The sequence below is a fragment of the Micromonospora sp. NPDC005710 genome (assembly GCF_040630995.1).
GTDB lineage: Bacteria > Actinomycetota > Actinomycetes > Mycobacteriales > Micromonosporaceae > Micromonospora.
The window spans coordinates 283,554-302,879 of sequence record NZ_JBEXYP010000006.1 but is presented as its reverse complement, the minus strand read 5'-3'; the positions used below and the strand labels follow the sequence as shown (position 1 = coordinate 302,879).

Here is a 19,326-nt window from a genome sequence, read left to right as displayed (position 1 = left end):
GTGACCGGCGACCCGTGACCGGCGGCCCGTGACCGGCGGCCCGTGACCGGCGGCCCGTGACCGGCGGCCCGTGACCGGCGGCCCGTGACCGGCGGCCCGTGACCGGCGGCATGCGGCCCGCGACCGGCGGCCCGCGACCGGCGGTCCGTGAGTCAAGTTCCGTGAGCGGGGGCCGCGAGCGAGGGCCGCGAACGGCGGTGGATGACCGCGACCGGCGACCGGAGGCTAACGGCCGTGCCCGTGATCCGCGCCGGACCGGGGCGGCGGCCCGAACTCCGACAAATGACCGCCGGGCGGGCGCGACGCGCGGAAACGGCTGGCCCGACAGGGCGGCCACCCAGCCCAGTGAGCTGCCGGACGGACCGAGGGTGACTGTCACTCCTCTCTCCATTTGGAGTTGATGTCGTAAACGAATCGCCCAGAGTCGGCTGACGAACAGAACGCGGACAAGGCATGGACCCTGGACGGTGGTCCAGAGTTGGCGATCCTGGCGGTCTTGCCGGTCCTGGCGCTCTGGGGCGATGCCGCAAACGACTCAGCTCCAAAGGGCTTGCGGGAGTTAGGTCATCCACCGGGCGACGGGGTTGTCCACAGCGTTATCCACAGCCTGACGCGGGGTGTTGATGGCTCGCTGACGAGCCGGGAGCATCGGACTGTGACCGAGGCGGGTGACCAGAGCGATGAGGCCGTCCGAGCCGACCTCGGCCCGGCGCTGCGCGCGCTGCGTCGGCGGGCCGATCTGAGTCAGCGGCAGTTGGCCGAGAAATCCGGGGTGCCGCAGCCGACGCTGGCCCGGATCGAGTCGGGGCGGTCGGCCGATCCACGATTCCGCACTGTGGAACGCCTCGTGAGGGCGGCGGGTGGGGAGGTGGCCGTCGGCGTCCCGCCATCAGTCTCCGGCATCACCCCACCCCCGCCGGTCCCGCACGACGACATGCGAGACGAGGCAGGCCGCCGGTACCCGGCTCACCTGGACGTCTGGCCGGTTCACGAGCCCCGGGACTGGCCTGGCGCCTGGTGGGCGGAGTGGTACAGGTTGCCGCCTGAGCGATATCCACTTCCGCTGCCACCGGCCGCCTACGAGTTGAATCGGCGCTATCGCGACAACCGGCGGTGGGCCGCCGAGATCCGGCGGACCGCGCAGGTGCGCCGGGTGATCAGCGGCGACCTACCGGCCACCTGCTGGCGGTACGTCGCCGAACTTCCCGACGGGCAACTCGTTGGTGAGCTGCGGGCCCATGAGCGGAGCCCGTTCCTTGAGCACGGGGAGTGGCATCCGCACCTGCCGGAGCGGGAGATGGTGCTCGACGGTGTGCTCGTCGATCCCCGGTACCGGCGGTTGGGGCTCGGGCGTCGGCTGGTGACCGCGCTGGTGACCGGCATGCGCGAGGCGGGCATCGACGACGCCGTCGCAATCGCCGATGGTTCCGGCACCGACCTGCTGCTGGCGTGCGGCTTCGAGATCGAGGGACGCCGCCCGGCCGCACTGCGCCTGGGCCAACCCGGCAGACGCCGCATCACCTGAGCGCCGCGCCGGTTCAGCGCCGGGCCGGTTCAGCGCCGGGCCGGTTCAGCGCCGGGCCGGTTCAGCGCCGGGCCGGTTCAGCGCCGGGCCGGTCCAGCGGAGGGCGGTCAGCGCAGCGCCGGGGATGCTGCGGTCAGGGCGGCGAGTGCTTCGTGTAGCCGCCAGGCGTCCCGGTCGCGGGGGCCGATCGGGTTGGAGATGGTGCGCAGCTCGGCGAAGGGCAGCCCGGCCTGCGCCGCGGCGACTGCCACGCCGTACCCCTCCATGGCCTCGGCTACCGCTTCCGGATGCCTTCGGCGCAGCTCGTCGGTGCCGGTGGTGGTGCCGGTGACGGTGCTGACGGTGAGTACCGGGCCGACAGTGGCCGTCGGGAGGGCGGCCCGCAGTGCCGCCAGCAGGCCCGGGTCGGCCGGCACCCGGCCGCCGGCGCCAAGCAGGGCGGGCGGCATGCCCAGTTCGTCGATGGGGATGAAACCGTCGGGCGACGCGGCGCCCAGGTCGGCGGCGATGCTGGCGGTGCCGAGCACCGTGTCGCCGACCTCGGCCCGCCCGGTGAAGCCGCCGGCCACGCCGGCGCTGACCACCGCACGGTACGGGCGGCCGGCGGCCTCGGCCAGCGCCAACAGCCTGGCAGTGGCGGCGCCGGCCACGGCCGGGCCCACACCGATCGGGGCGACTGTCACGGTGCTGTCGGTCAGCCCGGCGCGGACCGCGTCCGCCTCGGCGGGAACCGCCGTCACCACCAGCAGACCGGTCACGACACCGGGCCGGGGGACTCGCGCCGGGTTTCCTCGTCGGCCCCGCCACCCGGGCCGCCGACAGCCGACGACGGGCGGTAGATGTGGTAGCCCGGCGGGGCGAGGCTCGGGTCGTCGTACTGCGGCGAGCTGGTCTGGGCCGGTGCCGGTGAGGTGGGGGTGGGATCCCCGGGCTCGTCGGCCGGTGCGTCGCCGGTCAGCTCGTCCTCGGTCAGCTCGTCGTCGCCGAGCGGCCGGCCGGCCAGCTTCTCGCCGCGCAGCCGGGCGGCGGCCAGCACACCCCGGATCGCCGCCAGCACGCCCACCCCGGCGGCGACGGCGATGCCCATCCGGCCATTGAACGGCACCAGCCCGAGCCCGCCGCCGGCGACGAAGGCGAGCATCAGCACCGTCTCGGAGTGGGCGAACGAACTGGCCCGCAGGCGTTCCGGGATGCGTTCCTGGATCGAGGCGTCCACGGCCAGCTTCGCGATCCCGCTGACCAGGGCGGCGACCAGGCAGAGGAGGGCGACCATCACCAGCGAGAACTGGATGACGGCGAGCACCGCCACCCCGGCCACGATGATCATGCTGCTGGACTGGATGGCGGTGGGACGGTGGATGCGCAGTCGGGTGCCGATGGCGGTGGCCAGGAAGGTGCCCACCCCGAGCGCACCGCCGACCACGCCCAACGCCCACTCGGCACCCAGATCCCGGCCGAACACCACTGTGGTCAGGTCGCCCTTCTTGATCGCGAAGGCGAGGAAGAGCAGCAGGAAGCCGTAGAGCGCGCGGAGCGTCGCGGCACCGATCAGGGTGGCGATCACCAGCCGGCCGGACGGTCGACCCCGGCCCAGGGGACGGTCGCCACTGCGGCGACCCAGCGCCCGCAGTGGCCGAGGGACCCGTTCCGGTGGCTCCGAGTCGGCCTTCGGCGGCAGCCGCAGGGAGACCACCATGCCGACCAGGAAGATCACCGACGCGACCCGTAGTGGCCACTGTGGCCCGAACCAGAACGCGGCCAGGCCGATCGGTGCCACCAACGCGCCCGCGACGGTGCCGTAGACGCTGGCCCGGGCGCCCACCTGGGACAAGCCGAGGCCCTCCGGCAACAACCGGGGCACCGCGGCGGAGCGGGCCACGCCGTACGCCCGGGAAAGCGCGAGCACCCCGAACGCGGCGGGATAGAGCCCGAAGCCGTGGATGTAGTCGGAGATCAACCAGGCCAGGAAGGCGCGGCCGAGCATCGTCGCGGCCAGGGCGTACCGGCGGCCGTGCCGGAAGTGGTCCAGCAGCGGGCCCACCACCGGGGCGAGCATGGCGAACGGCACCATGGTCACCAGGAGGTAGAGCGCCACCTTGCTGCGGGCCTCACCGAGCGGCACGTTGAAGAAGATCGTGCCGGCCAGACCGATGGCGATCAGAGTGTCACCGGCACAGGACAGCGCGTGCAGGTCGAACAGGCGAACCATGCCGACCTCGCCGCCGGCACCCCGGGCCCGGGCCCGACCGGCTCGGCGGGTCACCCAGCGGCCGCTGCCCACCGAACCGCGCAGCAGCAGGCGGATGGCGCGGATGCCGGTGCCGACGCTCCGCCCGAGGACGGAACGCCCGGAGCGGGAGTACGACGGCATGTGCACCATCCTCGCCCATCTGATCCGGGTGCGCCGCACCACCGCTGGGAAAGGTTCCCCGGGAGTCCCTGTCACCCCTGCGAGGCGCATGGGGAACAATGGTCGGGTGACCAGGCCCGTCTCCACCCGTGCCGCCCGTCTCGACCAGGTCTGCGCCGCCGCCGTCGAGGTGGCCCGCGCCGGCATCACCGAGGTGGACGCCGACGATGTCGGCGACCACCTGCAGGTCGTCGCCGAGGGTGATCGGCTCGTCACCCACTACTTTGAATGTCACCTCGCCGGCTACAACGGCTGGCGGTGGGCGGTCACCGTCACCCGTGTGCCGCGCAGCAAGACGGTGACGATCTGCGAGACGGTGTTGCTGCCCGGCCCCGACGCGTTGCTCGCGCCCGGCTGGCTGCCCTGGCAGGAGCGGCTCCAGCCGGGCGACCTGGGCCCCGGCGACCTGCTCCCGACCTCGCCCGACGACGATCGACTGGTCCCCGGTTACCTGCTCTCCGACGACCCGGCGGTCGAGGAGACGGCGTGGGAGGCGGGCCTCGGGCGCGCCCGCGTGCTCTCCCGGGAGGGCCGCATCGACACGGCGCAGCGCTGGTACGACGGTGACCACGGCCCCGCCGCGCCCATGTCGACAGCCGCTCCGGCCGCCGCCCGCTGCGGCACCTGCGGCTTCTACCTGCCGCTGGCCGGCGCGATGCGGCAGGCCTTCGGGGCGTGCGGCAACTTCTACGCCCCCGACGACGGCCGGGTGGTGAGCGCCGACCACGGGTGCGGCGCCCACTCCGAGACGTTGATCGAGGTGGCCGAGACCGCCGTCGAGGAACTGCCCACGGTGTACGACGACAGCGAGGTGGAGGCCATGTCGGTCAGCCGGGCCCCGGGCTCGGTGGAGGCGGCTGAGCCGGCGGAGCCGTACGGGCACTCCTGATCGTCCGCGCCGGGGTGCTCCGGCGCGGTGTTCAGCTCACCTCGCGCGGCGGCGCCGTCGGTTGGCGTCGTGCCGCATCATCACGGCGAGGCCAGGGAAACCCCACAGGAAACCGGCGAGGCAGGTCCAGAGCCAGCTCTGGTGACCGTGGTCGGTGAGCCAACCTCGGAAGAAGATCAGCAGGACCAGCCCGGCGACCGCCCAGGCAGCCAACCCGGCGAGGGCGAACGGCACCATCGGCGGGTCCAGTGGCGCGGGCCGCGGTGGTTGCTCGTTCGGCATCCGCCAAGCGTACGGGATGTGCTTCCCCTGCCCGCCGACGATCTGGGACGATGCGCGCGACAACCGTAAGATCACTTGCGAGGTCCTGATGGCCGTAGCGCCGCCCGAGAACGGCACCTCTCCCATTTCCTCTCATCCGCGTAACGGTTTTGACCGGTTCTTCGAGATTTCCGCCCGTGGCTCGACGATGAGCCGCGAGGTACGCGGTGGCCTGGCCACCTTCTTCACGATGGCGTACATCGTGGTGCTCAACCCGCTGATCCTGGGCGGTGCGCTCGACGGCGACGGCAAGAGCCTGCCGATTCCCGCGCTGGCCGCCGCGACCGCGCTGGTCGCCGGCCTGATGACCATCCTGATGGGCGTGGTGGGCCGGTTCCCGCTGGCGCTCGCCGCCGGTCTCGGCGTCAACGCCCTGGTGGCGTACGAGATCGCTCCCGAGATGACCTGGGCCGACGCGATGGGCCTGGTGGTGATCGAGGGTGTGATCATCGCGGTGCTGGTGCTCACCGGTCTGCGGACCGCTGTGTTCCGCTCGGTGCCGACCCAGATGAAGACAGCGATCGGCGTCGGCATCGGCCTTTTCCTGACCATCATCGGCCTGGTGGACGCCGGCTTCGTCCGGCGCGTCCCGGACGCCGCCAACACCACGGTTCCGGTCGGCCTGGGCATCGGCGGCAAGCTGGTGAGCTGGCCGATGCTGGTCTTCGTGGTGGGTCTGTTGATCACGCTGGTGCTCGTGGTCCGTCGGGTGAAGGGCGCGATCCTGATCGGCATCCTCGCCTCGACGGTGCTCGCGGTGATCGTGGAGGCGGTCGGCAACATCGGGCCGTCGTTCGTCAACGGTCAGCCCAACCCAAAGGGCTGGTCGCTGAACGTGCCGGAGTTGCCGAAGACGGTGGTCGACCTGCCGGACCTGTCGCTGCTCGGCAAGTTCAACGTGTTCGACTCGTGGAGCCGGGCCGGTTGGCTTGTCGTCCTGATGTTCATCTTCACGCTGTTGATCACGGACTTCTTCGACACCATGGGCACGATGGTTGCCGTGGGCCAGGAGGGTGGCCTGCTCGACGAGCAGGGCACTCCGCCGAGGGCCAAGGAGATCCTGCTCGTCGACTCGATCGCGGCGGCGGCCGGCGGTGCGGCGAGCACCTCCAGCAACACGTCGTACATCGAGAGTGCCGCCGGTGTCGCGGAGGGTGCGCGGACCGGCGTGGCCAACCTGGTCACCGGCGCGCTCTTCCTGCTGGCGATGTTCCTGGCGCCGCTCGTCGTGATCGTGCCGTTCGAGGCGGCGTCGACGGCCCTGGTGGTGGTCGGGTTCCTGATGATGACAGCGGTGCGCACTATCGACTGGTCCGACTACGAGATCGCCATTCCGGCGTTCCTCACCATCGTGCTGATGCCGTTCACGTACTCGATCTCCAACGGGATCGGCGCCGGCCTGATCACCTTCGTGGTGGTGAAGCTGGCCCGGGGCAAGGCCCGGGAGGTCCACCCGCTGCTGTACGGGGTGGCCGCGCTGTTCGTGCTGTACTTCCTGCGGGGGCCGATCGAGTCTCTGGTGCTCTGACCGGCGCGTTCGGGCGGGGAGTCGATCGGGATTCCCCGCCCGTACCATCTGAATCCCCTCGTGAGCCTGGTCATAACGGATGTCGTTAGCCATGCTCATTAGTTAAGCTAACTACTGTGACGGAGCGGACGGTGACGGCGGAACGCGTGCCACCGGCGCAGCTGGCCCCCCAGCTGCGTGATGCGATCACTCGACTCAACCGGCGGGTCCGCCAGGCCCGACCGGTCGGCGACCTCACGGTCACCCAGCTCTCCGCGCTCACCAGCCTGCGGCTGGCGGGCGCGTTGACGCCCCGAGAACTGGCCGATGTCGAGCGGGTGCAGCCACCGACGATGACCAAGATCGTCGCGAAGTTGGAGGACCGCGGTCTCGTGCAGCGGACACCCCATCCGACCGACGGCCGGCAGGTCATCCTCGCGGCAACCGAAGGGGGGCAGGCCGTGATCGAGCAGTTCGAGCGGGTTCGCGACGAATGGCTCGCTCGCAGGCTGGTCGAGCTCACCGAGGACGAACGGGAGACCCTGCAGAGGGCCGCCCAGATTCTTCAGCAGCTCGCTCGCGCCTGAGCCACACCCGCGCCACCGGGTCCGTGCCGTCACCCGTCGATGACGTGTACGTCCGGAGGAGGCGCACCAAGAGTGCAGGCGAAGCTGAGCACGATGTTCCAGTCCCTACAGGTCCGCAACTACCGCCTTTTCGCATCCGGGCAGCTGATCAAGCTGGTCGGCGTCTGGATGATGTTCATCGCCCAGGACTGGCTCGTCCTCGACCTCTCCAACAATTCGGCGACCGCCCTCGGTGTGGTCACCGCCTGCCAGTTCACCCCGGTGCTCCTGCTCACCCTGCTCTCCGGCCGGCTCGCCGACAGGTACGACAAGCGGGTGCTGCTCTTCGTCGCCAACACCTTCTGGACGGTGCTGGCGCTCGGCATGGCCGTGCTGGTCCTCACCGACCTGGTGCAGCTCTGGCACGTCTTCGCCTTCGCCGCGCTGCTCGGCACGGCCAACGCCGTGGAGACCCCGGTCCGCCAGGCGTTCGTCTCCGAACTCGTCGGCACCTCACTGCTGCCGAACGCGCTGTCGCTCAACGCGGCCGTCTTCAACTCCGCCCGGATCGTCGGCCCGGCCGTCGCCGGCCTGGCCATCGCCGCATTCGACGTCGGCCCGGTCTTCCTCTTCACCGCTGTCAGCTCCATCGCGCCCCTGGTCAACGTGGTGCGGATGCGGACGTCCGAGTTGCAGCGCGACGCCCTGCTGCCGCGCGACGAGCGGGCGTCCGCCCGGGTCGTCGACGGCCTGCGGTACGTGTGGCGTCGCCCCGACCTGCTGCTGCCGATGGCGATCATGTCGGTGATCGGCATGTCCCTGTTCAACTTCCAGCTCACCCTTGCCGCGCTGGCGAAAACGGTCTTCCACACCGGTGCCGCCTCCTTCGGCCTGTTCAGCACGGCGCTGGCCGTCGGTGCGCTCGGCGGCGCGCTCAGCGGCACCGGTCGGCGGAGCCGACCGTCGGTGTGGCTGGTGCTCGGTGCGGCGATCGCCTGCGCCAGCTTCGGCACCCTGGTCGGCCTCGCCTCGACGTACTGGCTGGTGGTGGCCCTGCTGGTGCCGACGGGCTTCTGCATGGTGTTCTTCGCCCAGGCCGCCAACCAGCGGATCCAGATGGGCGTCGACGCGGCCTTCCGGGGGCGGGTGATGGCCCTGTGGGTGCTGGTGTTCCTGGGCACCAACCCGGTCGGCGCACCGATCATCGGTTGGGTCGCGGAGCACTACGGTGCCGGCGCCAGCATCTGGATGGGTGGGCTCATCTCGCTGGCCACCGCGCTCATCGCGCTCACCTGGCAGCTCCGCCACTCGGGTGCCCGGCTGCGTTTCCGGGTGCTGCCGATGCCGCGCTTCTACGTTACGTCCACCGACTGCTGAGGTTCATCGCCGGGCCGCATCCGGGCCGGGCCGCGCCTGGTTGCGCGGATCGTGCGGATGCGGCCAAACCGGTGGCGGGGCGGCACGGTGGGGCCTAGCGTCGATGCGTGGGAGTCGAACGCGCGCTGATGCTGGCAGTGGCGTTCCTCGCCGTGGCCATCCTGCCGGCCGCGTTCGCTCTGCTCTTCTGCTACGACGAGATCGTCGACCGGGTGGTCTGCGGCTGGTCCGAGTGGCGTGACCGCCGCCGGGAGGAACGGACGATCGCCCGTCTCGACCGGGCCGTCGAGGCCGACGCGCTGACCCGGGACATCGACCTCAGCGAGTTCGACAGGGCCGACCGCCGACCGCTGGAGCAGCTCGCCGCCGACCTGCGCCGGCTCGGCGGTCAGCGGGTCGGCGCTAGTGGTCGCTCGATGGTCTGGCACAGCGCACTGCTCCAGGCGTACGACGACCGGCTTCGCCTCGCCTGCCGCGCCCTCGGCATCACCGAGCACCTCGCCGAGGTGGAGGGCGTCGATCAGCAGATCGAGCGGATCCGGGTGGAGGGCATGCTGCACGCCGCCGGGCTGGCCCTTCCGGCGGGCCGGGCCGGGCTCCGGCAGCGACACCGTTGACCCCGCCCGTCGATCACGTCTGATCCGGCTGCCCGTTGGCCGGTCCGGCCGACGGGGATCCGGTGCGCAGCACCGCGCGGGCCTGCTCGGCGGCGCGAACGATGCTCTCGCTGATGAAGTCGAGGAAGCGGGCGATGTTCTCCAGTCGGGCGGCGGCGGGGGTCTGCGGGCCGAGAATGGCGACGCCCTGCCGCGCGGTGGCGACGAGTTGGTCGTTGGCCCGGGCGCTGGCGATCGTCGCCTGGTAGAAGAGGTCGTCGTCGATCACGTAACGGTCGCGGCGGCGCTCGTCGCGTTCGCGGCGAACGAGGCTCTGGCTCTCCAGGAAGGTGATCGCCTTGGAGATGGACGCCGGGCTGACCTGGAGGCGCTGGGCGAGCTGCGACGCGGTGAGGCTGCCGGAATCGGTGATGAACAGGTAGGTCAGGACCCGGGCTGCCATCTTGGACACGCCCGAGGCCATGAGGACGGTGGTGAGCGTCTCCCCGTACTCCGCCACGGCAAGGGGATCCCGGCCGTGCTCCTGGGGCAGTGCGGTGGCTCCCGACGAGGTGACCGGCCGACGCCGTTGGGCACGGCGTTCGGTGGCGTGGTGGGCCAGGTCGGCCCGGTAGGCGGTGTGGCCGCCGTTGCGCATCACCTCGCGGGTGATCGTCGAGGTGGGCCGGTGGAGACGCCTGGCGATCTCGGCGTAGGGGAGGTTGTCCAGGAGCCCCGACGCGATCTGTTGGCGTTCCTGCTGGGTGAGTCTGCCGCCCGGCATCGCGATCTCCTCGCTGCTTCCTCGTCGCGTTGGCTGACGTCCCACCATAGCTTTCACTCTCAAGTTATTGCAATGCAGACAGCGGTTGGCGTTGCATTACTCACAGGCTTGTTGCAACGCTTTATAGGCTTTGAGCAGCGAAGATGCAAAACCATCGCAACTACTATGTTGCCATGATTTAGAAAGCAACGTAGCGTTTCCGGTGTCAGAAACAGTGACCCAGCACCGGGAGAGCAACGATGCAGACGTTCGACACCCCCGCCCCCATCTCGGCCGTCCTGGACATCCCCGCCGGACGGATCCAGGTCATCGCGGCCGACCGCGCCGACACCGTCGTCGAGGTTCTGCCCACCGACCCCTCCAAGAGCCGCGACACCCGGACCGCCGAGCGGACCACAGTCACCTACACCGGCGGCGTCCTGCGGATCGCTGCCCCGCCCCCCGGCAACCTGCTTGTCGGCCCGTCCGGGTCGCTGGAGGTGACCATTCAGCTCCCCGCCGACTCCCGGATCGAGGCCAGGACGGCAAGCGCCGAACTTCGCGGCGTCGGACGTCTCGGTGACATCGCCTTCGACGGCGCGTACCGCCAAATCAAGATCGACGAGGTCGCGAGCCTGCGCCTCACCGCGATCGACGGTGACGTCGCTGTCGGCCGGCTCAACGGTTCCGCCGAGATCAGCACGGCGCGGGGCGACATTCGGATCGCCGAGGCGGTGCACGGCACTGTGGTGCTGACCACCCAGTCCGGTGACATCTCGATCGGTGCCGCCGCCGGCGTCTCGGCCGCACTCGACGCGGGCACCGGCCACGGCCGTGTCAGCAACTCCCTCAGGAACGACGGCACCGTCGCGCTCGACATCCACGCCACCACGTCGCACGGCGACATCACCGCCCGCAGCCTCTGAAAAGGACGGACCGAGATGACGAACAACAGCATGTCCTCGACCAGTTCACGATGGACCGGCATGGTGCCGGTCGACGACACGGCCCTGGCCGTCACCGACACCGGCGGTCCCGGCATCCCCGTGGTCTACCTCAACGGCCAGTTCGCCACCCAGGGCTACTGGCGGCGGGTCATCGCCGACCTGGGCACCGGGTTCCGGCACATCACGTACGACGAGCGGGCTCGCGGCCGGAAGTCGAAGCGCTCAGCCGACTACTCGTTCGAGGCGGCCGTCCGGGACGTCGACGCCGTTCTCGCCGCCCGAGGGGTGACCCAGGCGGTGCTGGTGGGCTGGTCCTACGGCGCGGTGGTCGGGGCGCACTGGGCCAGCCGGCACCCGGAGCGCGCCATCGGTGCGGTCCTCGTCGACGGCGCCTTCCCACACGACTGGCTCGACGAGGCCATGGCGCAACGGATCCGCAGGATGTTCCGACGGATGAACCTGTTCATGCCGCTGCTGCGCCCGACCGGCCTCACCCCACGGATGAACGCCGACCAGATGGCGGACAGCAACATCGAACTCGGCGAACTCTCCCGCGAGCGCGAGTTGAGCCCGGTGCTGGATGCCGTCACCGTCCCGGTGCGGTACGTGGTCGCCTCCGGGACGTCCCTCGGGAGCCGCGGCGACGAGCAGGAGCAGATCCGGGCCAGCCTCGACGCGGTGACCGCCCGGAACCCGAACATCACGATCAGCGCGAAGGTCACCAGCAACCACGGCGCCATCCTGAAGAAGGACTTCACCGCCGTCGCCGAAGCCGTCCGCGACGTCGCCGCCCACCACGAAGGTGTGTGAACGAGCGCGACCTCAGCGTCAGGAAGACTCGCGGGCGGCCGGGCCGCTGCCGAAGAGCACGTCGTCCCAGCTCGGCAGCCGCTTGCGAGGCTTGCCGTTGGCGTCGGTGGACTCGCCGCCGGCTGCCGCCGCAGCGCCGGTGCGGCGGGGCCGCAGCACCGCCAGCGACGGCACGGCCGGCACCTCCTTGGGCGCATCCGAATCGTCGTCGAAGGCCGAGCCCTGGCCACCGCCGAGCAGCGCGGCGGCACCCCCACCGACCGGACGCTGCCGGGGCGCGTCCGAACCGGCCAGAGCAGCCGGGGTACGCGGCTCCAGCCCGCGACCCGACGAACCGCCGAGCGGACGGTCCAGCGAGGCGAGCAGCGCGTCTCGACCGGCCCGGATCGGATCGCGGCCAGGACGCGGGTGCTCGGACGCCGCAGGCAGACCGTGCCCGCCGCGACTCGGCTCGCCGCGCGACGGGCCCGGCAGGGCGTGCCCGCCCCGCTCCGGTGCCGGCTCCTGGCCGAGGATCGGCGTGGGCCGCTCGGCGCACAGGTACTGCGCCATGTCGTCGTGCGGCGTGACCACCTGCCGGGCCTTGTCCATGTCCCAGATGGCCTGGGCGGTGGCCTTACCCGACGGCCAGGTGGCGATGATCCGCCAGGTGCCGTCGTCGCGCCGGTATGCGTCCCAGGAGATCTTCTCGGTGTCGATGCCGTGCTGGCTCAGCCGGCCGTTGACCACCTCGGAGAGCGGGGTGGGCTTCTCCGCGCCCTTGAGCCTGGTGCGCCGGGCGTGCTGGGCGAGCATCGCCCGCTCCTGCAACACCGGGCCGGCATAGCGCAGCACCCGATCGACTGGCACCCCGGCGATCCGGGCGACGTCCTCCGCGGACTCGCCGGAGCGGATGCGGGCCTGGATGTCCCGGGGGGACAGTGAGGGAATCGGGTCGACGGTGGTCGGTGCCACAGCGAGCGGCGGGGCACCCGGCTCGGGGTGCATCACACCGGCGATGCGTTCGTCGATCGGCAGGGCGAGGAGACGCCCGACCTCGTCGGCGAGCACAAGCGCCTGACCGTCCTCGGAGAGGGCGACGAAGCGTACTGGGCGCATAACGTTGCCTCCGTCCCGCTTCGCTGACCGCACGCCACGAGTCGGCCACCCAGGCGTCTCGGACCACCGTACGCGCATCTGGCTCGGGGTGGGGAGAGCGACACCCCGCATGTCGTGACTGAGCTGCGGCGATGATCACGGTCGGTGTCCGTGGAAGCCCCAACGGACACCGACCGTGACGAAGGTCAGAGTCGCTCGACCACGTAGTCGATGGACGCGGTGAGCGCCTCGACATCGGCCGGCTCGACGGCCGGGAACAACGCCACCCGCAGCTGGTTGCGGCCGAGCTTGCGATAGGGCTCGGTGTCCACGATGCCGTTGGCGCGCAGCGCCTTGGCGATCGCCGTGGCGTCCACCTCGTCGGCGAAGTCGATCGTCGCGACCACGTTGGAACGCAGCGACGGGTCGGTGACGAACGGGGTGGCCACTGGGGACCGCTCGGCCCAGCCGTAGACGGTGGCGGCGCTCTCGGCGGTGCGCTTCGCCGCCCAGGCCAGACCGCCCTGCGCGTTCATCCAGTCGGTCTGCTCCGCGGCCAGGAAGATGGTGGCCAGTGCCGGGGTGTTGTAGGTCTGCTCCAACCGCGAGTTGTCGATCGCGGTGACCAGGTCGAGGAAGGCGGGGATGTACCGCCCGGACGCCTTGATCTCGGCGGCGCGGTCCAGTGCGGCCGGGGACATCAGAGCCAGCCACAGACCGCCGTCGGAGCCGAAGCACTTCTGCGGGGCGAAGTAGTAGACGTCGGTCTCGCCGACGTTCACCTCCAGGCCACCCGCGCCGGAGGTCGCGTCGACAAGCAGCAGTGCGTCCTCGTCGGCACCGGCCACCCGGCTGATCGGGACCGCCACACCTGTCGAGGTCTCATTCTGCGGCGTCGCGTACGCGTCCACGCCGGACTCGGCGACCAGGGTCGGGGCACTGCCCGCGTCGGCCTTGCGGACGGTCGGCTCACCCAGGAACGGGGCGTCAGTGACCGACTTGGCGAACTTGGCGCCGAACTCGCCGAAGCTGGCGAACTGGGCCCGGTCACGAATCAGGCCGAAGGTGGCGACCTCCCAGAACGCTGTGGTGCCACCGTTGCCGATCACCACCTCGTAGCCCTCGGGCAGCGAGAAGAACTCGGCGATGCCGGAGCGCAGCCGGGCCACCTGGTCACGGACCGTCTTCTGCCGGTGCGAGGTGCCGAGGTAGCTGGTCGCGACCTCGGCGAGAGCGGACACCGCCGCCGGGCGAACCTTGGACGGGCCGCAGCCGAAGCGTCCGTCGGCGGGCTTGATCTCATCGGGAATCCGGATGATCGGTGCGTCAGCCACGGTCTTGAAGATCCTTCCGCAAGGGCGAGGGCGGGCCCGGCGACACTGCCGGCCCTCATCCTCGCACCTGGGCCGGGCGTCGATGGCCGGGGTCCCGGCGGTCGGTCTGAGTCGTTCGCCACAGATCGCCCCGACAGCCGTCGACACGGCCTTTTTCAACGCGTGGCGTAGCAAGGGGCCCCTCCTCGACGCCGTGCGTCGGGAAGGGGCCCCCACCTACCGATCAGACGCCGTGCGGGATGGCCGCCCAGCCCTCGACGTCGGACGGCTTGCGGGCCTCCGGGCCCAGGTAGCGGGCGGACGGGCGGACCAGCCGCTGAAGACGCTTCTGCTCCAGGATGTGCGCGCTCCAGCCGCCCATCCGGGCGCAGGTGAACATCGAGGTGAACATGTGCGCCGGCACCTCGGCGAAGTCCAGGACCACTGCCGACCAGAACTCGACGTTGGTGGCCAGCACCCGGTCCGGGCGGCGGGCCTGAAGCTCGGCGAGGGCCGCCTTCTCCAGCGCCTCGGCGATCTCGAAGCGGGGCGCGCCCAGCTCCTTCGCCGTACGCCGGAGCACTCGGGCGCGCGGGTCCTCGGCGCGGTAGACACGGTGGCCGAAGCCCATCAACCGCTCACCGCGGTCGAGGACACCCTTGACGTAGCCCTCCGCGTCGCCGCTGCGCTCCACCGCCTCCAGCATGGTGAGCACCCGGGACGGGGCGCCGCCGTGCAGCGGGCCGGAGAGGGCACCGATGCCCGACGAGATGCAGGCAGCAGCGTCCGCCCCGGTGGAGGCGACGATGCGGGCCGTGAAGGTGGACGCGTTCAGGCCGTGCTCGGCGGCCGAGATGAAGTACGCGTCGACGGCCTTGACGTGCCGCGGGTCGGGCTCACCGCGCCAGCGCTTCATGAACCGCTCGACGATCGTCTGCGCCTTGTCGATCTCCTTCTGCGGCACCGCCGGCAGGCCGAGGCCGCGAGCGGACTGGGCGACGAAGGAGAGCGCGGTCACCGAGACCCGGGCCAGATCCTCACGGGCCTGCTCGTCGGAAATGTCGAGCAGCTGGTTGAGACCCCAGTACGGAGCCAGCATGGCGACAGCGGACTGCACGTCGACACGGATGTCACCGGAGTGCACCGGCACCGGGAACGGCTCCGCCGGCGGCAGGCCCGGCCCGAACCGGCCGTCGACGAGCAGCGCCCACACGTTGCCGAACGACACCTGGCCGATCAGATCCTCGATGTCGACTCCGCGATAGCGCAGCGCACCGCCTTCACGGTCAGGTTCGGCGATCTCGGTCTCGAAGGCGACGACGCCCTCCAGCCCGGGTTTGAAGTCGGCCATGTCGCTCTCCTGGATCTGGTCGGTGCGCCCGATCGCTCATCCGGCCCGATCGGCCGAGCGCCTTAGGCGACCCTCAGGGATGTGTTCGGAACATACTGCCTGCTGAGTAAGGGATACGCGACCCGCTGCGACTGTGCTGCACGCGACATCCCCGGACGCGCATTCTCCGCCCGGCTCGGTGAGACTGGGCGGGGCGGGCTGGTCAGCGCGGGAGGGTGCTGACGGGGCCCCCGAGAAGGAGTGGGGACGTGACGGGTGACACACCCGCCCCGGCCGCGATGCGTAACGAGTACGCCGCGGACCTGGGCCTGACCGAGGCTGACCTGGCCGTCGACTGGCACACCCAGTTCGACAGGTGGTTCGCCGACGCGGTGGCCTTCGGGCTACCCGAGCCGAACGCCATGGTGGTGGGCACCGCCGACCCGGCCGGCCGGCCGAGTGGGCGGACGGTGCTGCTCAAGGGGTACGACCCGGAGGGCTTCGTCTTCTTCACCAACCACCTGTCGCGCAAGGGCGTCGAGGCGACCGCCAACCCGTACGCCAGCCTGGTCTTTCCGTGGTTTCCCATGCAACGCCAGGTGGTGGTCGCCGGGCGGATCGCGCCAGTCGACCGCGCCGCCACCGAGGCGTACTTCACCAGCCGGCCGCGCGGCTCCCGACTGGGTGCCTGGGCGAGCCCACAGTCCCAGGTAGTTCCGGATCGGGCGGCGCTCGAGGAGCGGTACCGGGAGGTGACCGAGCGGTTCGCCGACCAGGCCGACATCCCGACGCCGTCGCACTGGGGCGGGCTGCGGGTCCAACCCGAGTCGGTGGAGTTCTGGCAGGGCCGGGCCGGTCGGTTGCACGACCGGCTCCGCTTCCGTCGCCTCGACGCTGGTGGCTGGGTCGTCGAGCGGTTGGCGCCGTGACCGGTGTACGGGAGACCCGGCCGCGCCCCGCGCGCCGCTGGGCGATCGACGTGCGCCCGCTGCGGGTCCCGGCTTACCGCAGGCTCTGGCTCGGCAACACGGTGGCGATGTTCGGCTTCCAGTTCACCGCCGTCGCGGTGCCGGTGGAGATGTACGCCCTGACCCGGGACTCGTTCTGGGTGGGCCTGCTGGGGGTGGCCGCCTTCGTACCCCTGCTGATCTTCGGTCTCTGGGGTGGCGCGGTGGCCGACGCCCGCGACCGGCGTGCGGTGCTTCTCGGCGGCTCATTGTTGCTCTGGGCATCCACTCTCGGGCTGCTGGTCCAGGCGCTTCTGGACGTGCGCAGTCCGGTGCTGCTGCTGGCGTTGATGGCGGTGCAGTCGGTGGCCTTCGCGATCAGCTCGCCAGCGCGCAGCGCGATGCTGCCCCGGCTGGTGCCGGAGGACCTGGTGGCGTCCGCCACCACCCTGAACTACACGACCTTCACCGCCGCCTCGGTCGCCGGCCCGCTCGCCGCCGGCCTGATCCTCGCCGCCTCGCCGGACACCGCAGTGGTCCTGCCGATCGCGTACGGGCTGGACGCGGTGCTGTTCACAGCGATGCTCTGGGCCGCGCTGCGGTTGCCGTCGCTCCCGCCCGAGCCCACCGCCGACGGTCAGGTCCGGCGGGCCGGCCTGGCCAGCGTCGTCGACGGGTTCCGCTACCTGGCCACCACGCCGGTCCTGTTGCTGTCCTTCGGGGTGGACCTGATCGCGATGATCCTCGCCATGCCACGGGCCCTCTTCCCGGAGATCGCCCACGAGCGGTTCGGCGGCGGTGGCGCTGTCGGCCTGCTCTACAGCGCCATCGCGATCGGCTCGATGATCGGCGGGCTGACCTCAGGCTGGATCGGCCGGCTGCGCCGGCAGGGGCTCGGCCTGGTGCTCGCCGTGGTCGGCTGGGGGCTGGCGATCGCCGCGGCCGGGTTGGCCCACCAGCTCTGGCTGATGGTCGTGCTGCTCGCCGTCGCCGGCGCCGCCGACCTGATCAGCGCGGTGCTGCGTCAGTCGATGCTGCTGGTCTACGCGCCGGACCGGATGCGCGGCCGACTCCAGGGCGTGAACACGGTGGTGGTGGCGGGTGGGCCCCGCCTCGGTGACCTGCGCGCCGGCACCATGGCCGCCGGGTTCGGCGGCGGGGTGGCCTGGGTGGCCGGTGGGCTCGCCTCCGCGGTGCTCGTGGTGGTGCTCGCCGTCGCGTTCCCGGCGCTGCTGCGCTACCGGGCGGCGGCGGTGTCGAGCGACGACCGGACCTGACCGGTTAGGGTCGCCGGCATGGAAAGCACCGATCCGCGCCCGTTCTCCGGCGCCCAGTGGACCATCTCCGCCGCCGGCCACGAGGCCGTCATCGTGGAGGTCGGCGGTGGGCTCCGGACGTACCGGCACGACGGTGTCGACCTGGTCGACGGGTACCAGACCGACGAGGTCTGCCCCGGTTGCACCGGGCAGGTGCTGGCACCCTGGCCGAACCGCATCCGCGACGGTCGGTACTCGTTCAACGGGCTGACGCACCAGCTCTCCCTGACCGAGCCGGAGCGGCACGTGGCCATCCACGGCCTGGTCAACTGGGTGCCCTGGCAGCTGCTGGAGCAGTCGGCGGACGCCGTGACAGTCGGTTACGACCTGCCGCCGCAGCCCGGCTATCCGTGGCCGCTGCGGCTGCGCAGCCGGTGGAGCGTCGACGCCGACGGTCTGCGCGCCGAGCACGAGGTGACGAACATCGGCGGGGAGGTGGCCCCGTTCGGTTTCTCCGTCCACCCGTACCTGCAACTGCCGGGCGTCCCGGTGGACGACCTGGTGCTGCGGCTGCCCACCCGCAGCCGGGTGCTGGTGGACGGCCGGCTGCTGCCGGTGGGGGTGACCCCGGTCGCCGGCACCGAGTACGACTGGACCAGCCCGCGGCGGATCGGTGCAACAGTGCTCGACGACTGCTTCGGCGAGGTGATCCGGGACGCCGACGGCGGCTCGTCGGTGAGCCTCTCCGCGCCGGACGGCGCGACCGCTGTGAGCATCTGGGCCGATGCCGAGTTCGGCTGGTGGCAGGTGTTCAGCGGGGACGCCCTCACCGGTGAGCGGCACCGCCGCTCGGTGGCGGTCGAGCCGATGACCTGCCCGCCGGACGCGTTCCGGTCGGGCAAGGACCTGCTCACACTCAAGCCCGGCACCACCTGGCGGGGTGCCTGGGGCATCCGCCCCGGCGCCTGATGGAGTTCGGCGAGGTCGTCCGCCGTCGGCGGATGGTGCGCAACTACGACCCGGACCGTCCGGTCCCGCCCGACGTGGTGGACCGGCTGCTCGACCACGCGGTCCGCGCGCCGTCGGCCGGCTTCGCCCAGGGTTGGGGCTTCCTGGTGTTGGACGAGCCGGCCGATCGGGAACGGTTCTGGGCCGCCACCACCCCCGAGGGCGGTGGGCGGGAGCGTTGGCTCGCCGGGATGCGCCGCGCACCCCTGATCGTGGTGCCGCACGCCAACGAATCGGCCTACCTGCGGCGGTACGCCGAGCCGGACAAGGGTTGGACGGACCAGTCCACGGACCGGTGGCCGGTGCCGTACTGGCACGTGGACGCCGGATTCGCGGCGTTGCTGATGCTGCTCACCGCGGTGGACGAGGGGCTGGGGGCGTGCTTCTTCGGCATTCCGCCGCAACGGCTCGCCGCGTACCGGGACGCGTTCGGCGTGCCGCCGGAGTACCAACCCATCGGCGCCGTCACAATCGGTTACCGGGAAGCCGACCATCGGTCACCGTCGCTGCGCCGAGGGCGACGTCCGATGGACGAGGTGGTGCGGCGCGGCCGGTGGAACTGAGGCCGACGTCCCGTTCGTCCGGTTGAAGATCGGACGAGCGATAGCGAAACTGACATCAGGGAGCAGAACGTAGCGTGCGCTGGGCGGCTAGGCTGGCACGGTCATCGGGGTGCCGCGCCGC

The 19,326-nt window shown here is 71.3% G+C and carries 19 protein-coding genes; 12 read left to right on the top strand and 7 right to left on the bottom strand.

Features of this window, described 5'->3' with window-relative positions; translation table 11 throughout:
- The first annotated feature begins 655 nt into the window (after positions 1–655).
- Positions 656–1,525 carry a helix-turn-helix transcriptional regulator gene (locus ABZ406_RS11385; protein ID WP_357758943.1) on the top strand — a complete coding sequence of 290 codons (870 nt, stop codon included), beginning with the start codon at positions 656–658 and terminating at the stop codon, positions 1,523–1,525.
- 107 nt (positions 1,526–1,632) lie between these two features.
- On the opposite strand, the gene ABZ406_RS11380 is transcribed toward ABZ406_RS11385, so the two are convergent.
- Both ABZ406_RS11380 and ABZ406_RS11375 read right to left on the bottom strand, forming a co-directional pair.
- A complete protein-coding gene (locus tag ABZ406_RS11380) occupies positions 1,633–2,283 on the bottom strand; it encodes a futalosine hydrolase (RefSeq protein ID WP_357758941.1) in 651 nt (216 codons plus the stop codon).
- Positions 2,280–3,896 (bottom strand): MFS transporter, encoded by a 1,617-nt coding sequence (locus ABZ406_RS11375; RefSeq protein WP_357758938.1) that lies wholly within the window; start codon positions 3,894–3,896, stop codon positions 2,280–2,282. The genes ABZ406_RS11380 and ABZ406_RS11375 overlap by 4 nt, the downstream gene beginning before the upstream one ends.
- Before the next feature lie 88 nt (positions 3,897–3,984).
- Between ABZ406_RS11375 and ABZ406_RS11370 the strand changes: the two genes are divergently transcribed.
- Positions 3,985–4,824 carry a DUF3027 domain-containing protein gene (locus ABZ406_RS11370; RefSeq protein WP_357758935.1) on the top strand — a complete coding sequence of 280 codons (840 nt, stop codon included), beginning with the start codon at positions 3,985–3,987 and terminating at the stop codon, positions 4,822–4,824.
- Between the two features lie 36 nt (positions 4,825–4,860).
- Here ABZ406_RS11370 and ABZ406_RS11365 read toward each other — a convergent pair whose 3' ends face one another.
- Positions 4,861–5,106 (bottom strand): DUF2530 domain-containing protein, encoded by a 246-nt coding sequence (locus ABZ406_RS11365; RefSeq protein WP_357758932.1) that lies wholly within the window; start codon positions 5,104–5,106, stop codon positions 4,861–4,863.
- Positions 5,107–5,194: 88 nt separating this feature from the next.
- On the opposite strand from ABZ406_RS11365, the gene ABZ406_RS11360 reads away from it, so the two are divergent.
- From ABZ406_RS11360 to ABZ406_RS11345, 4 genes are all read left to right on the top strand, one after another.
- Positions 5,195–6,673, top strand: coding sequence for an NCS2 family permease (locus ABZ406_RS11360; protein WP_357758930.1), 1,479 nt, complete (start codon positions 5,195–5,197; stop codon positions 6,671–6,673).
- A 116-nt stretch (positions 6,674–6,789) separates the two neighbouring features.
- Positions 6,790–7,239: a MarR family transcriptional regulator gene (locus ABZ406_RS11355; protein ID WP_357758927.1), complete on the top strand. Its 450-nt coding sequence runs from the start codon at positions 6,790–6,792 to the stop codon at positions 7,237–7,239.
- Between the two features lie 72 nt (positions 7,240–7,311).
- On the top strand, positions 7,312–8,595 hold the full coding sequence (locus ABZ406_RS11350; RefSeq protein ID WP_357758923.1) for an MFS transporter: 1,284 nt from the start codon (positions 7,312–7,314) through the stop codon (positions 8,593–8,595).
- 107 nt (positions 8,596–8,702) lie between these two features.
- Positions 8,703–9,212, top strand: a complete 510-nt coding sequence (locus ABZ406_RS11345) for a hypothetical protein (RefSeq protein WP_357758920.1) — start codon at positions 8,703–8,705, stop codon at positions 9,210–9,212.
- 13 nt (positions 9,213–9,225) lie between these two features.
- Here ABZ406_RS11345 and ABZ406_RS11340 read toward each other — a convergent pair whose 3' ends face one another.
- Positions 9,226–9,975, bottom strand: coding sequence for a helix-turn-helix domain-containing protein (locus ABZ406_RS11340; protein ID WP_357758917.1), 750 nt, complete (start codon positions 9,973–9,975; stop codon positions 9,226–9,228).
- A 239-nt stretch (positions 9,976–10,214) separates the two neighbouring features.
- Here ABZ406_RS11340 and ABZ406_RS11335 point away from each other — a divergent pair, with 239 nt between their 5' ends.
- Positions 10,215–10,880, top strand: a complete 666-nt coding sequence (locus tag ABZ406_RS11335; RefSeq protein WP_357758915.1) for a DUF4097 family beta strand repeat-containing protein — start codon at positions 10,215–10,217, stop codon at positions 10,878–10,880.
- Positions 10,881–10,895: 15 nt separating this feature from the next.
- Positions 10,896–11,711 carry an alpha/beta hydrolase gene (locus ABZ406_RS11330; protein ID WP_357758913.1) on the top strand — a complete coding sequence of 272 codons (816 nt, stop codon included), beginning with the start codon at positions 10,896–10,898 and terminating at the stop codon, positions 11,709–11,711.
- An 18-nt stretch (positions 11,712–11,729) separates the two neighbouring features.
- Here ABZ406_RS11330 and sepH read toward each other — a convergent pair whose 3' ends face one another.
- The 3 genes from sepH to ABZ406_RS11315 all read right to left on the bottom strand — a co-directional run bounded on the left by sepH (position 11,730) and on the right by ABZ406_RS11315 (position 15,452).
- Positions 11,730–12,809, bottom strand: a complete 1,080-nt coding sequence (sepH, locus tag ABZ406_RS11325; protein WP_357758910.1) for a septation protein SepH — start codon at positions 12,807–12,809, stop codon at positions 11,730–11,732.
- A 185-nt stretch (positions 12,810–12,994) separates the two neighbouring features.
- On the bottom strand, positions 12,995–14,122 hold the full coding sequence (gene serC, locus ABZ406_RS11320) for a phosphoserine transaminase (RefSeq protein ID WP_357758907.1): 1,128 nt from the start codon (positions 14,120–14,122) through the stop codon (positions 12,995–12,997).
- 223 nt (positions 14,123–14,345) lie between these two features.
- Positions 14,346–15,452 carry a citrate synthase 2 gene (locus tag ABZ406_RS11315; RefSeq protein ID WP_357758904.1) on the bottom strand — a complete coding sequence of 369 codons (1,107 nt, stop codon included), beginning with the start codon at positions 15,450–15,452 and terminating at the stop codon, positions 14,346–14,348.
- Positions 15,453–15,730: 278 nt separating this feature from the next.
- Here ABZ406_RS11315 and pdxH point away from each other — a divergent pair, with 278 nt between their 5' ends.
- The 4 genes from pdxH to ABZ406_RS11295 are packed head-to-tail and all read left to right on the top strand — an operon-like array spanning position 15,731 to position 19,205.
- Positions 15,731–16,360 (top strand): pyridoxamine 5'-phosphate oxidase, encoded by a 630-nt coding sequence (pdxH, locus tag ABZ406_RS11310; protein WP_357759016.1) that lies wholly within the window; start codon positions 15,731–15,733, stop codon positions 16,358–16,360.
- Positions 16,357–17,655, top strand: a complete 1,299-nt coding sequence (locus tag ABZ406_RS11305) for an MFS transporter (RefSeq protein WP_357758901.1) — start codon at positions 16,357–16,359, stop codon at positions 17,653–17,655. The genes pdxH and ABZ406_RS11305 overlap by 4 nt, the downstream gene beginning before the upstream one ends.
- 18 nt (positions 17,656–17,673) lie before the next feature.
- Entirely contained in the window at positions 17,674–18,603 is a 930-nt protein-coding gene (locus ABZ406_RS11300) for an aldose 1-epimerase family protein (protein ID WP_357758898.1), read from the top strand.
- Complete coding sequence (locus ABZ406_RS11295; protein ID WP_357758896.1) at positions 18,603–19,205, top strand: nitroreductase family protein; 603 nt, start codon at positions 18,603–18,605, stop codon at positions 19,203–19,205. Before ABZ406_RS11300 ends, ABZ406_RS11295 begins: the two co-directional genes overlap by 1 nt.
- Positions 19,206–19,326 lie beyond the last annotated feature (121 nt).

Excerpts from the sequence above, each read along its gene's own strand:
- ABZ406_RS11335 (WP_357758915.1), top strand. The coding sequence starts at position 10,215 with ATGCAGACGTTCGACACCCCCGCCCCCATCTCGGCCGTCCTGGACATC.
- pdxH (WP_357759016.1), top strand. The coding sequence starts at position 15,731 with ATGCGTAACGAGTACGCCGCGGACCTGGGCCTGACCGAGGCTGACCTG.
- ABZ406_RS11295 (WP_357758896.1), top strand. The coding sequence starts at position 18,603 with ATGGAGTTCGGCGAGGTCGTCCGCCGTCGGCGGATGGTGCGCAACTAC.
- ABZ406_RS11340 (WP_357758917.1), bottom strand. The coding sequence starts at position 9,975 with ATGCCGGGCGGCAGACTCACCCAGCAGGAACGCCAACAGATCGCGTCG.
- ABZ406_RS11375 (WP_357758938.1), bottom strand. The coding sequence starts at position 3,896 with ATGCCGTCGTACTCCCGCTCCGGGCGTTCCGTCCTCGGGCGGAGCGTC.
- ABZ406_RS11360 (WP_357758930.1), top strand. The coding sequence starts at position 5,195 with ATGGCCGTAGCGCCGCCCGAGAACGGCACCTCTCCCATTTCCTCTCAT.
- ABZ406_RS11330 (WP_357758913.1), top strand. The coding sequence starts at position 10,896 with ATGACGAACAACAGCATGTCCTCGACCAGTTCACGATGGACCGGCATG.
- ABZ406_RS11370 (WP_357758935.1), top strand. The coding sequence starts at position 3,985 with ATGGGGAACAATGGTCGGGTGACCAGGCCCGTCTCCACCCGTGCCGCC.
- ABZ406_RS11365 (WP_357758932.1), bottom strand. The coding sequence starts at position 5,106 with ATGCCGAACGAGCAACCACCGCGGCCCGCGCCACTGGACCCGCCGATG.
- ABZ406_RS11315 (WP_357758904.1), bottom strand. The coding sequence starts at position 15,452 with ATGGCCGACTTCAAACCCGGGCTGGAGGGCGTCGTCGCCTTCGAGACC.
- ABZ406_RS11300 (WP_357758898.1), top strand. The coding sequence starts at position 17,674 with ATGGAAAGCACCGATCCGCGCCCGTTCTCCGGCGCCCAGTGGACCATC.
- sepH (WP_357758910.1), bottom strand. The coding sequence starts at position 12,809 with ATGCGCCCAGTACGCTTCGTCGCCCTCTCCGAGGACGGTCAGGCGCTT.